At 67.7% G+C, this 12,792-nt stretch carries 11 protein-coding genes; 9 read left to right on the forward strand and 2 right to left on the reverse strand.

Features of this window, described 5'->3' with window-relative positions:
• Positions 1-9: 9 nt before the first annotated feature.
• A complete protein-coding gene (locus tag ACYVDN_RS16735) occupies positions 10-993 on the reverse strand; it encodes an ABC transporter permease (protein WP_460573429.1) in 984 nt (327 codons plus the stop codon).
• Between the two features lie 73 nt (positions 994-1,066).
• A complete protein-coding gene (locus ACYVDN_RS16740; protein WP_460573431.1) occupies positions 1,067-2,740 on the reverse strand; it encodes an ABC transporter substrate-binding protein in 1,674 nt (557 codons plus the stop codon).
• Positions 2,741-2,982: 242 nt separating this feature from the next.
• Here ACYVDN_RS16740 and ACYVDN_RS16745 point away from each other — a divergent pair, with 242 nt between their 5' ends.
• From ACYVDN_RS16745 to ACYVDN_RS16785, 9 genes are all read left to right on the forward strand, one after another.
• Positions 2,983-4,020 carry a Gfo/Idh/MocA family protein gene (locus tag ACYVDN_RS16745; protein WP_460573433.1) on the forward strand — a complete coding sequence of 346 codons (1,038 nt, stop codon included), beginning with the start codon at positions 2,983-2,985 and terminating at the stop codon, positions 4,018-4,020.
• Positions 4,017-4,790, forward strand: coding sequence for a GntR family transcriptional regulator (locus ACYVDN_RS16750; protein WP_460573435.1), 774 nt, complete (start codon positions 4,017-4,019; stop codon positions 4,788-4,790). Before ACYVDN_RS16745 ends, ACYVDN_RS16750 begins: the two co-directional genes overlap by 4 nt.
• Positions 4,791-4,860: 70 nt before the next feature.
• Complete coding sequence (locus ACYVDN_RS16755) at positions 4,861-6,852, forward strand: primary-amine oxidase (RefSeq protein ID WP_460573437.1); 1,992 nt, start codon at positions 4,861-4,863, stop codon at positions 6,850-6,852.
• Positions 6,849-7,595, forward strand: a complete 747-nt coding sequence (locus tag ACYVDN_RS16760) for a sugar phosphate isomerase/epimerase family protein (protein ID WP_460573439.1) — start codon at positions 6,849-6,851, stop codon at positions 7,593-7,595. Before ACYVDN_RS16755 ends, ACYVDN_RS16760 begins: the two co-directional genes overlap by 4 nt.
• Positions 7,592-8,746, forward strand: coding sequence for a Gfo/Idh/MocA family protein (locus ACYVDN_RS16765; RefSeq protein WP_460573441.1), 1,155 nt, complete (start codon positions 7,592-7,594; stop codon positions 8,744-8,746). The genes ACYVDN_RS16760 and ACYVDN_RS16765 overlap by 4 nt, the downstream gene beginning before the upstream one ends.
• Positions 8,743-9,762 (forward strand): SIS domain-containing protein, encoded by a 1,020-nt coding sequence (locus tag ACYVDN_RS16770; protein WP_460573443.1) that lies wholly within the window; start codon positions 8,743-8,745, stop codon positions 9,760-9,762. Before ACYVDN_RS16765 ends, ACYVDN_RS16770 begins: the two co-directional genes overlap by 4 nt.
• Entirely contained in the window at positions 9,759-10,646 is an 888-nt protein-coding gene (locus ACYVDN_RS16775; RefSeq protein ID WP_460573445.1) for an N-acetylglucosamine kinase, read from the forward strand. Before ACYVDN_RS16770 ends, ACYVDN_RS16775 begins: the two co-directional genes overlap by 4 nt.
• A 102-nt stretch (positions 10,647-10,748) precedes the next feature.
• Positions 10,749-12,227, forward strand: coding sequence for an aldehyde dehydrogenase family protein (locus ACYVDN_RS16780; RefSeq protein ID WP_460573447.1), 1,479 nt, complete (start codon positions 10,749-10,751; stop codon positions 12,225-12,227).
• Positions 12,185-12,748 carry a hypothetical protein gene (locus tag ACYVDN_RS16785; protein WP_460573448.1) on the forward strand — a complete coding sequence of 188 codons (564 nt, stop codon included), beginning with the start codon at positions 12,185-12,187 and terminating at the stop codon, positions 12,746-12,748. Before ACYVDN_RS16780 ends, ACYVDN_RS16785 begins: the two co-directional genes overlap by 43 nt.
• Positions 12,749-12,792 lie beyond the last annotated feature (44 nt).

Below are 12,792 nucleotides of genomic sequence, written 5' to 3' on the forward strand. Positions count from 1 at the left end.
CGTGGTCTCCTAGCTGGCGATTCTGGTGCGGGGATCGATCACGCCGTAGATCACGTCGGCGATGAAGTTGGCCCCCAGCACAGCGACGGTGATGATGAGGAAGAGCGCCTGCATCAGCGGATAGTCGTCGTTCTCGACGGCCTGGATGAGCGTGAATCCGACTCCCGGATAGGAGAACACGCTCTCGGTGACGACCGACCCGTTCACGATGAAGCCGAGCGAGATCGCGAACCCGGTCACGCTGGGGAGAAGCGCGTTGCGCATCGCGTAGGAGCCGAAGACGCGGCTCGGGCGCAGTCCCTTCGCTCTCGCGGTGACGACGTAGTCGTCTGCCATCGTCGACACCATCATGTTGCGGGTCGCGAGCACCTGGGACGTGACGGATGCCAGCACGATCGTGAACGCCGGAAGGGCGCCGTAGTAGATGACGGAGCCGATGAACTCGGGAGTGAACCCCGGGGTGATCGTGTTGCTGTAGCCCCCGGTGACCGGGAACCACTGCAGGTTGACGCCGAAGATGTAGACCAGGATCAGTGCGAGCCAGAAGTAGGGGATCGCCGAGAGGAACGTCGAGGTGGGCACGAGGGAGTCCAGCCAGCTGCCGCGGCGCCAGCCGATGTACGACCCCACGAACAGGCCGATCACGTAGCTGATGATGGTCGCCAGTCCGACGAGCCCCAGCGTCCACGGAAGTGCCTGGCCGATCACGTCGACGACCGGGGTCGGGTAGTACGTGATCGAGAGGCCGAAGTTGCCGGTGAAGATCTCCTGCAGGTAATGCAGGTACTGCACGATCATCGGATCGTGCGTCTGGCCGAACTGCAGCTCGAGCGCGTGCCGCGCGGACGGCGGCAGCGGGGCGAGCCTCTGGGTCTTGGCGATGATCACCTGAACCGGGTTGCCCTTCACCATGCGGGGAAGGAAGAAGTTGAGGGTGATCGCGATCCACAGGGCGAGCAGGTAGAAGACGATCTTTCTCAGGTAGTAGCGCATCTCGTGGTCCTCAGGTCGCACGGACACCCACGGTGGGCGGCGCGCTCAGCACGTCGCCCACCGTGAGCACTCGTCAGGAGCGGGGCTTCAGCTGCTTGGCGATCCAGCCGACGTTCTGCGCGATCCAGTTCGACGGGTTGGCCCACAGGTCGCTGTCGGTGGGCATGCCGGTGAAGTACTGGTTGCGGTACGTCGTGATGGCGCCGTTCTGCGACAGCAGGATGTACGGCTGGTTCTCGGCGAAGTAGGTGCCGAGCTGCTGGTAGGCCGTCGTGAGCTTGGCCGGGTCGTTGGTCGACGACGCGTCGCTCAGCATCTTCTGGACCGCCGGGTCGTGGAACCGCACGAAGTCCGCCGAAGCCGGCTTGCCGATCGGGGCGCTCAGGTCGTAGTTCAACGCGGAGTTGAACTGCTGGAACGGGGTTGGTCCGGTCGCGATCCTGTCGTCGAGCATGTCGAACTGGCCATTCGCCTGAGCCGTCGAGTAGGCACCGAGCGACATCTGCTGCGGGGTGACCTGGATTCCGAGCTTCGCGAAGTCCTCGACGAGAAGCTGGTCGGCGGTGATGGTGTCGGTGTAGCCGGTGACCGTCGCGATGTTGAAGGCGATCGGCTTGCCATCCTTGCCGAGCAGGTGGCCGGAGGAGTCGGTCTTGTAGCCGGCGTCGGCGAGGACCTTCTTGGCCTGGCTCAGGTCGTCGGTCATCGTCTTGCCCTCATACGCCGGCGGCACGTACGCCTTGTCACGTGGCTGCAGCAGGCTGGTCGGGTTGGCGGGGGTGTCCGTTCCACCGAAGGCCTGCTTGATGATCGCGTTGCGGTCGATCGCGAGGCTGAGCCCCTTGCGGAACTGCAGGTCGTTGAACGGCGCCTTCGTGAGGTTCATCATCAGAACCTTCACGTCGGCTGGGATGACCGTCGCCTTGTTGTACGGGCTCTTGTCGAGGAACGACTGCTGCAGGTCGGTCAGCGCGATGCCCGCCCAGTCGACCTCTCCTGAGTTCAGCGCGTTGAGGCCGCCGGTGTTGCCGTTCTCGGCGACGAAGCGCAGACCGGGCACGGCCGGCTGTCCCTTGACGTAGTAGTCGGGGTTCTTGACCACGGTCCACGACTGGTTCGTGTAGGTGCCGAACTTGAAGGCCCCCGTGCCGATCGGCTTGGTGTTGAGGTACTTGGACGGGTCCTTGACCGACTTCCAGAGGTGCTCAGGCACGATGAAGGTCTCGCCGAGCAGCGGGAACTCGTTCGTGAAGTCAGGCTGAGTGAGCGTGATCTGCACGTGCGTGTCGTCCGTCGCCTTCGCGTCGGCCAGTTTGAGGCCGTAGGTGTTCAGCGCGGGGTTGGACTTGATGAGGTTGTAGGTGAACGCGACGTCTGAAGCGCTGAAGGGCTTGCCATCCTGCCACTTCACTCCGCTGCGCAGTGTGACGTCGTACGTCTTGCCGTCAGGGGAGACCGTGAAGCTCTTGGCGAGCCACGGCTGCGGCGCCTCGTTCTTCGCGGTGTTGTAGTAGAACAGCGGCTCGTACACCGTGCCGAGCACGGTGCCCGTCGGGCTCCAGTAGACGCTGGACGAGAACGGGTTGAAGTTCTGGGTGATCGCGCCCGGATTGCCGGTGTAGATGTTCATGTACCGGTCGGACGATCCGGATGAGCCCGATGACGAGCATCCGGCCAGTGCGAGCGCGGCGATCGCCACGCCGGCTGCGGCCGCCAGAAGACGCCCGCCTTTCCTACGCAGGTGCACTTCTTTCTCCTTGCTGCCGATGGATCGGTTGATGTGGCGGGCCGCGTCGTCGCGTGCTCGTGCCGGGCAAGAGCTCGGAGAGGCGGTGCGACGGTGCGTCCGCATTGCAGGTCTGCAGCAGTTTGGCTCTGCAGAGGTATCAAGAGGTGTCTATATCAAACCATTGAACAAGTCAAATAGTAGACCAATAGTTAACCACATCGCTATCATGGGGTAGCTCGCACCAGCATCAGGAGGACTGTGTGATTCGAATCGGCCTGCTCGGCTCCGGCTTCATCGGCGACACCTACGCGGACGCACTCCGCGACGTTCGTGACGCCGAGCTCGTGGCGAACTACTCTCGTGACCCGCTCCGTGCGCAGGAATTCGGCCGTCGCTGGTCGATCCCCGATCAGTACGACGACCTCGCGCAGCTGTGCGCGCGCGACGACATAGACATGGTCGTTGTCGCGCTGCCGAACGAGGCGCACGTCGACGCGGTGCGCATCGCGGCCGAGGCAGGCAAAGCGATCGTGTGCACCAAGCCGCTCGCCCGCACCGGCGCAGAGGCGGCAGAGATCCTCCGCATCGTGCAGGAGCACGGCGTGTGGCACGGGTACGCGGAGAGCTCGGTGTTCTCGCCGAACATCGCCAAGGCGCACGAGATGGTCGCGGCAGGCGCCATCGGCGAGGTGCTCACCATGCGCGCTCGCGAGGCGCACTCCGGCCCGCACGCCGCGCACTTCTGGGACGCCGAGACGGCAGGCGGCGGAGCTCTGCTCGACATGGGATGCCACACCGTCGAGTCGGCGCGGCACTTCTTCGGCAAGGACAACCCCGTGACCGAGGTCTTCGCATGGGGCGCGACCATGGTGCACGGCGACAAGACGACGGGCGAGGACACGGCCGTTGCTCTGCTCAAGTTCGCAGGCGGACAGCTCGCGACCATCGAGTCTTCGTGGATCGAGAAGGGCGGTATGGCGCTCAGGCACGAGTTCGTCGGCACCGCGGGACGAATCGTGACCGACACCTCGAACACCCCGGTCTGGGGCTTCATCGAGAAGCCGGCCGGCTACCTGGTCGAGAAGGCGGATGCCGACACCGGTTGGGTCTACCCCGTTCCCGAGGAGGCGCGGGCGTACGGCTTCAGCCAGGAGATGCGGCATTTCGTAGACTGCTTCGCCGCCGGCATCGCGCCGATCGAGACGTTCGAGGACGGTCTGATCGTCAACACGATCCTCGACGCCTGCTACGAGTCCATGCGGTCGGGCGGCTGGGTGAAGGCGCAGGTCTCGTCGTGACCGAACAGGCGACATCCGGGTTCCGCGTCGACTACCCGGACCCGCTGTGGATGCAGGCCGTCGACTCGCTTCGCGAACAGGTGGCATCCGGGGCTCTGCAAGCCGGCATGAGGCTGCCGCCGGAGCGCGAACTGTGCCAACGACTCGGCATCAGCAGGGTGACGCTGCGCAAGGCGCTCGCTCGGCTCGTGGAAGAAGGCGTGGTGCGCTCCTCGCACGGCCGTGGCTGGTACATCGCGGGAGACGACGGTCACGAGTGGCCCAACAGCCTCGAGTCGTTCAGTGAGACTGCTGCCCGCATGGGCCTCGTGCCGAGCTCGCAGGTTCTCGAGGCGACGTCGTTCCCCGCCGGAATCGACGACGCGGAGCGGCTCGCGATTGCGCCAGGGACCGCGGTGTTCCGGCTCGAACGGGTTCGCCTGCTGAGCGAAGTACCCATCGCCGTCGACCGATCGTTGATCCCGCTCGCGCTCATTCCCGACGCCGAGACCGTCGATTTCCGCACGGAATCGCTCTACGAGACGCTGGTCGAAGCCGGTCTCGACCTCGCGCACGCGGAGACGACGATCGAGGCTCGACCCGCGACGGACGACGTCGCCCAGTACCTCGGGGTGAGCATCGGGCAGCCGACGCTCGTCATGCACCAGCTGGTCAGGACGCGCTCAGACCGGCCGATCCTCGCCTCGACCATTCGCTACGCAGGCGACCGCTATCGGCTTCGCACTTTCTTCGCGCGAGGCGGTGCGCACAACACGTTCGGCGTCGAGTGACGCGCTTGCACTACCTGTCCCATAGTGGATAACCTTTGGTTTGTAGTGGTTCCTTGAAAAGGAGACATCTGTGAACACTGCCCCTCACACTTCGCCCGATGTGGCGCATGCTCTGGCGTCCCTTCGCGGCGAGGAGATCGAGGCGAGCATCGGCGTCCTGCGTCGGGACGGTCTCATGACCCCGACGACCCAGGTCTCGTACTTCGGTCTTCTGGAGCAGGACAAGCGAACGCTGCTCGCAGGCTCGCCACAGCCCCGTCGCTTCAGGGCGATGCTCATCGACATGTCGACCGGCGTGCAGCACGACGTCGTGGTCTCTCCCGACGAAGACAGAGTCGTCTCGGCCAAGCAGCTCGACGTCGCGGTCGACGGTCAGGTGCCGGTCGTGCTCGAGGAGTTCTCCCTGGTCGAGGAGGTCGTGCACGAAGACGAGCGCTGGCTCGCCGCCATGCGCAAGCGTGGACTCACCGATGTCAGCCGGTTGCGCGTGAACCCGCTCTCGGCGGGCGTCGCGAGCGTGGATGAGCAGGGTCGCAGGATCCAGCGTTGCTTCACCTTCGCGCAGAAGACCCCGGATGACCTCGGCTGGGCGCACCCCGTCGACGGAGTCACCGTGATGGTCGACGTCGTCACCCGCGAGGTGCTCGACGTCATCGACTATGTCGACCTGGCCGTGCCCGAGGAAGACGGCAACTTCCACCTGCAGCAGTGGGTCGATCAGCCCGAGCGTTCGGGTCTCAAGCCCATCGAGATCAGCCAACCGCAGGGCCCGAGCTTCGAGATCGACGATGACGGCGTGATCGACTGGGCCGGCTGGCGGCTGCAGGTGAGCTTCGATCAGCGCGAGGGTCTCGTGCTGCACAACGTGTCGATCGCCGACGGCGGCGCACAGCGTCCTGTTCTGTACCGCGCGTCGATCGCCGAGATGGTGGTGCCCTACGGCGACCCGTCGGCGCAACGCTGGTTCCAGAACTTCTTCGACTGCGGCGAGTACCTGCTCGGCGGTTTCGCCAACTCGCTCGAGCTCGGCTGCGACTGCGTCGGCGAGATCACCTATTTGGATGCCACCCTCGTCGACAACGCAGGCGAGGTGCGGGTCATCCCGCAGGCCATCTGCATCCACGAGGAAGACACGGGCATCCTCTGGAAGCACTTCGACAATTGGAACGGGTCGAGCGACTCGCGGCGTGGTCGCAGGCTCGTCGTCTCGTTCTTCGTCACGGTCGGCAACTACGACTATGGCTTCTACTGGTACTTCTCCCTCGACGGTTCCGTCGAGCTCGAGGTCAAGGCCACCGGTGTCGTGTTCACCTCGGGATACCCGGGGGAGGGATATCCGTACGCGTCGGAGCTCGCGCCCGGACTCGGCGCTCCGTACCACCAGCACCTCTTCAGCGCCCGCCTCGACACCATGATCGACGGCACCGACAACGCCGTCGACGAGCTCGAGGCGGTCTTCGTGCCGCGCGGCCCTGAGAACCCGACGGGCACCGGATTCACCCAGTCGGTGACCAGACTCCGCACCGAGAAGCAGGCGCAGCGCCTCGCAGACAACGCGAAGAACCGCGCGTGGCTCGTGACCAACCCGTCAGTGCGCAACCGGCTCGGAGGACCTGTGGGGTACGTACTGCACCCCGAGGGCAGGCCGGTGCTGCTCGCAGACGCCGAGTCGGACATCCACAAGCGTGCGACGTTCACCACCAAGCACCTCTGGGTCACTCCGTACGCGCCGGACGAGCTGTACCCGGCGGGCGATTTCGTCAACATGCACCCCGGCGGGGCCGGGCTGCCGGCGTGGACCGCCGCGGATCGCGAGGTTGACGACACCGACATCGTCATCTGGCACACCTTCGGTCTCACCCACTTCCCCCGCATCGAGGACTGGCCCGTGATGCCCGTCGACAGCGCGGGCTTCGCACTCAAGCCGTACGGCTTCTTCGGGCGCAACCCCACCCTCGACATCCCGCCGGCGGATCATTGCGCGCCGGGCGAGCACAGCGACGACGAGCACGACCACAGCGCACACGACCACAGCGCACGCGAGCACGGAGCACACTCATGACGGGGCCGGAGTCCGGGCTCGGAGTGCAGCTCTACAGCGTCAAGGACCACCTCGGCGACCAAACCTCCGCCACCCTGCAGCGGCTGGCTGAGTTCGGGTTCAGCCATGTCGAGCCGTACGACATCCTCTCCGACACGACGGGCCTCAAAGCAGCCGCCGACGGTGCCGGCCTGCGGATCGCATCGGTGCACGCAAAGGTCACCGAGCTCGACACCGAGCGGGTGCTCGACGCGGCAGGCGAACTGGGCGCGGGCACCGTCGTCATCCCGTGGGTGGCTCCCGCAACGTTCTCCACCCCCGACGGCATCGCGCGTTTCGCCGATGCGATCGCCCAGGCTGCGGATGACGCCCAATCGCGCGGCATCCGTGTCGGCTATCACAACCACGACTTCGAGTTCGCGACCATCGTCGACGGGCGCCCGGCCTACGAGCTGCTCGTCGAGCGACTCGACCAGCGCGTCGTGCTCGAACTCGACACGTTCTGGGCGAGCGTCGGCGGAGCCGACGTCTTCGAGCTGCTGCCGAGGCTGGGCGAGCGCGTCCGGTTGCTGCACCTGAAGAGCGAGCCGTACGACGACCGGCATCCCATCACCGGTGTCGACGTCTCCGAGCGCCTCGACGAGGTGCTCGCCCTCGCGCGACCGACGCTCGAACTGCCGGTCGTCGAGGTGGTCGTCGACGGCGATGTCTTCCCGGTGCTCGCCAGGAACGCACGGTTCTTCGCAGAACGGGTGGCGGCATGACCGCGATCGCACCTGTCGGCGTCGGGGTCATCGGCGCCGGCAACATCTCCGACGAGTACCTCAGCACGCTACGCGCGGCTCCGGATGTCGAGCTGCTCGGCATCGCCGACCTCGACATAGCCCGTGCCGCCGAACAGGCCGAGAAATACGGCATCCCGTTCAGCGGCACCGCCGACGAGTTGCTCGACCTGCGCGGCGTCGAGCTGATCGTCAACCTGACCATCCCTGCCGTGCACGCCGAGGTCACTCTGCGCGCGATCCAGAAGGGCAAGCACGTGTGGGCCGAGAAGCCCATTGCGCTCGACCGCGCGGACGCTCGGCGGGTGCTCGATGCGGCGGCAGCGGCAGGCGTGCTGGTCGGCAACGCTCCGGACACCATCCTGGGCGAGGGCATCCAGACCGCCGCCGCGCTGCTGGCGTCCGGTCGCGTCGGTGCACCGCAGACCGTGCTCACGCTCATGCAGGGGCCGGGACCCGACGCGTGGCATCCACGCCCGCAATTCCTCTTCGCGCGCGGCGCAGGCCCTCTCTTCGACATCGGCCCGTACTACGTCACGACGCTCGTGCAGCTGCTCGGTCCGATCGAGTCGGTGTCAGCGGCCGGCCACCGGGCGCAGAGCGAGCGGATCATCGGGTCGGGCCCCGACGCCGGCACCCGCTTCCCCGTCGAGGTCGACACCCATCTGAGCGTGCTCAGCCGCTTCGCCAGCGGGGTGGTCGGTACCTCGGTCTACTCGTTCGACTCGCCGCAACGCCGCCAGCTCTTCGAGATCACGGGCAGCACGGGAGTGCTCAGGGTTCCGGTGAGCGGCTTCGACGGCGACACGGACGTGCTCGACGGTGATGACAGGAACACCGAGTGGGTCAGCGCACCTGCGGTCGGATCGCACCGGGAACGCGGTGTCGGCGCTGTCGACCTCGCACGAGCCGTTCGATCGCACGGGTCACCGAGGGCGAGCGCCCAGCTGGCGCATCACGTGCTCGACGTCATGCTCGCGATCGAGGAGTCTGCAGCGAGCGGTGCCCCCGTAGACATTCGAAGCACGGCAGCGCCGGTCGCACCCGTTCCGCCGGACTGGGATCCGACAGCGGCATGGGATCCAGATCAAACACCACACGACACCGCAGACCAGACGGGGGTTCGAGAATGACACAGGGTCACGTGCCGTTTGCGCACGCCCGCCGCGAGCAGAGCGCTCTGCTGACAGACGCGGTTCCGCACATCACGGGGCAGGTGCGGGCGCTCGCCGCTGCCGGACGGCTCTCCGGGCCGGGCCCGGTGTTCGTGGGCATCGGTGCGAGCTTCGCCGCTGCCGGAGCGCCGGTGTGGGCGCTGCGGTCGCGCGGCATCCATTCCTGGCGACTCAGTGCGGGGGATCTTCCGGTTCCGTACCCGCAGAGCGAGCACCCCATCGTCGGGGTGTCCCAGAGCGGAAGGAGCGCGGAGACGCTGGCCGTGCTCGAGTCCATCCCGGCTGCGCAGCGACTCGTCGTGGTGAACACCGACCCGTCGCCGATGACGGCGCTCGGGGCATCCACCGTCGCGCTCGGCAACCTCGAAGACAGCTACGCATCGACCATCGGCTACACCGCGACGGTCGCCGCGCTGGGCATCCTCGCCGATGCCTGGAACGGTGGCGCGATCGACCAGGGCTGGGCTCGACTCGGTGACGCCTTCGCCGAGCTCGACGAGGTGGCCTGCGCGCGAGCAGAGGCTCTCGCACCGCTCTTCGCCGACGCCACATCGGCAGACTTCGTCGGAGCCGGCCCCGCGGTGGGCTCGGCAGAGGCCGGAGCACTGCTGTTCCGCGAGGTCGCGCGCATTCCCGCCACCGGCATGAGCACGAGGCAGTACCTGCACGGGTCCATGGAGTCGGCAGGCGACGGAGTGCACGTCGTTCTCGGCGACAGCCGCGAGCTCGACCTCGCGTTGACCCTGTCGAGCGCGGGCCACCATGTCATCCTGGTGACGGCGGAGCCCGTGCGCGAGACCGCGACGCTGCATCCGATCGCGATCCCCCGCAGGCCTGCCGCACAGCGGGCCGTGCTGGAGGCATCCGTTCTGCAGTCGCTCGTGCAGTCCGTCGCCGAGGTGCGCGGGCTCGACATCGAGGAGTTCGTCTTCCACAACGCGGACACCAAGGTCTCTGCGGGAGGTGAAGGATGACCGACGTGCTGGTCGGAATCGACGCGGGCGGAACGAAATGCGCCGTGCGCGTCGAGACCATCGACGGAGTGCGTATCGCCGGCGTCGTCTTCGACGCGGACGACTGGGCAGCCGAACCGCCTTCGGTCGCGGCACGATGGCTGCGGGAACGAGCCGACCGGGCAGCGGCCGACCACCACATCGTCGCGATCGGCGTCGGCGCACAGGGCTGCGACAGCGCGGAGCTCGCTGCCGACCTCAGCCGTGAGCTCAGCGCACTCGGCTCACCGGCCGTGGTCGTCAACGACGCGGCCCTTCTGGTTCCTGCGGCGGGTTTGGATGACGGCGTCGGCGTCATCGCAGGCACGGGCTCGATCGCGGTCGGCACGACCTCCGACGGCGAGCCCGTCGCTGCAGGTGGTTGGGGCTGGGTGATCGGCGACGAAGGCGGCGGAGCCGCGCTGGTGCGCGAGGCGACGAAGGCTGCGCTGTCGGCGCACGACGCCGGCGAAGCAGACGACGGGTTGCTCGACGCACTGCTCCAAGCCTTCGAGGTCGCGGATGCCGAACGCCTGGCTCGCGCCGTGAACGACGATCCCAGCATCCCGAACTGGGCGCCGAAAGCACCCGCGGTCTTCCGTGCGGCGGATGGCGGGTCGGCGCTCGCCGCCTCGGTGATCGACGACGCGGCGGCGGCACTCGCCCTGCTCGTCGACCGGGTGGTGGCGCGCGGTGCCGTCGGCAGCACGGTCGTCGCAGCCGGCAGCGTGGTCGTGGCGCAACCCCGGCTGTACGACGGGCTGCGCGCGCGGGTGCTGAACGGGCATCCGGGCTACGAGACGGTGCTGCTCGACGACGACCCGGTCGCGGGCGGCATCACGCTCGCCAGGCGTATCGCCGGCTGATACCCCACCCACCGATCCGGCCCAGCCGGGCACCCAGGCCCATCGACAGCACAGCGACATCGGCAGCACAGCGACACCTACTGCACAAAGAAGGAGAAACCAATGACGGACACACTCTCCGCCGCGCCCGCAACGGGCCACCTGGCACCGTCGGCGATCTACGTGGACGGCGCGTTCGCGACGGCCGGCGAATCGCTCACCGTTCTCGAGAAGGCGACCGGGCGGCCGCTCGGCGAGGCCGGTCTCGGCTCGAAGACCGACCTCGACCGCGCCGCCGCTGCCGCGCGACGTGCGCAGGCCGACTGGGCCGCCCAGCCGTACAACGTGCGCGCCGACCTGCTGCGCAGGGCGGCCGAGCGGCTCACGGCACGCGCCGACGAGTTCACCGACCTCATCGTGCGCGAGACCGGCTCGATCGCAGGCAAGGCGGCGTACGAGGTCGGCGGAGCCGTGGACGAGCTGCTCACCGCGGCCGGTCTCGCGGCACGGCCTCGCGGTGAGGTGATCGTCTCGCACGATCCCGGCCGCACCAGCATCGTCGAGCGCATTCCGGTCGGGGTTGTCGCCGTGATCACTCCGTGGAACTTCCCGCTCATCCTCGCCATGCGCGTCATCGCCCCCGCCATCGCGCTGGGCAACGCGGTCATCCTGAAGGCCTCTCCCGAGACCCCGATCTCTGGCGGACTGGCGATCGCGTCGCTGTTCGACGAGGCGGGCGCACCGGCAGGCCTGTTCCAGGCGGTGTGCGGCGATCTCGAGTTCAGCGAGGCGCTCACGACCCACCCCGCCGTCGACATGGTGCACTTCACCGGCTCGACCGCGGTGGGCTCAACGATCGCGGGCGCCGCAGGACGACTGCTCAAGAAGGTCTCTCTCGAACTCGGCGGCAACAACGCTCTCGTCGTGCTGGATGACGCGGATGTCGAGCGCGCAGCCATGCTCGGCGCGTGGTCGTCGTTCCACTACCAGGGCCAGACCTGCATCTCGGCCGGGCGTCACATCGTGCACGAGAGCCTGGTCGACGCCTACGTCGAGAACCTCGCCGCCAGGGCACGTCGTATCACGGTCGGCGACCCGACGGATCCTTCGATCGGCATTGGCCCGATGATCAACGAGCGGCAGGCGCGACGCGGCGAGCTGCTGCTTCGCGACGCCGTCGAGCGGGGCGCGACGATCGTGGAGGGCGGCACCCTCGACGGTTTGTTCTTCCGCCCGACGGTCGTCACCGGCCTCACGCGCGACATGCCGCTGTGGACCGACGAAGTGTTCGCACCGATCATCCCCGTGATGTCGTTCTCCACCGACGAGGAGGCGCTCGAGCTCGTCAACGACACCCCGTACGGGCTCGTCAACGCCGTGGTCACCGGTGACGAGGCACGCGGCGAACGCTTCGCACAGGGCGTGCGCAGCGGTATGGTGCACGTGAACGACGCCACCCCGACCGACGAGGCGTCCGCGCCCTTCGGTGGGCTCGGCGCATCCGGCCTCGGTGGACGCGCCGGCGGCGAGGCCAACCTCGAGGAGTTCACGGAGCGCAAGTGGATCAGCACGCAGCACGGAACACCGCAGTATCCGTACTAGAGGCGCATCGCACCGCGATCCGGCCGCTCGGCCGGCGTTGGCCGGGGGTCGCAACGGCCCGGTTCCCGGTTGCCAGGGGGGAACAGTCCGGTCGGGCGGGTCGTCGGCGTGAGCTGACGGCCCACCTGGCCGACGGATGCCTGCACGCTGCGATGCTCGCGGCGCTCGTTCCGATGGTGGCGGGTCAGATCTCGGCGGCGGTCGCGTCCGGCCTGCTCCTCGTCGCGCTCGCGATGATCCTCGCGCCTTTCTGCCGCAGCTCGAGCCGCGTGCGCATCCACGTTGTGGATCTGCTCGCGATGGGCATCGTCACCGTTGCCGCCTTCGTCGCTCCCGTCGGCCACACCGGAATGGCCATGCCGATGAGCGGGGTCGGCGGCCTGCAGCTCGCCTGGCTGATCGCCGCCGGGTGGGCCGCCGCTCGAGTCGTGCTCACGATCCGCCAGAGCGGACACCGCCGCTGGTCGGTCGCCACCGGCGTGCTCACCGCCGCCTGCCTCGCGGCGATGCTGCTGCTCTAGCGCGCTTCGCCGGTCGAGTAGCGCCGACCAGAGGTCGACGCGCT

The sequence above is a fragment of the Humibacter soli genome (assembly GCF_054779035.1).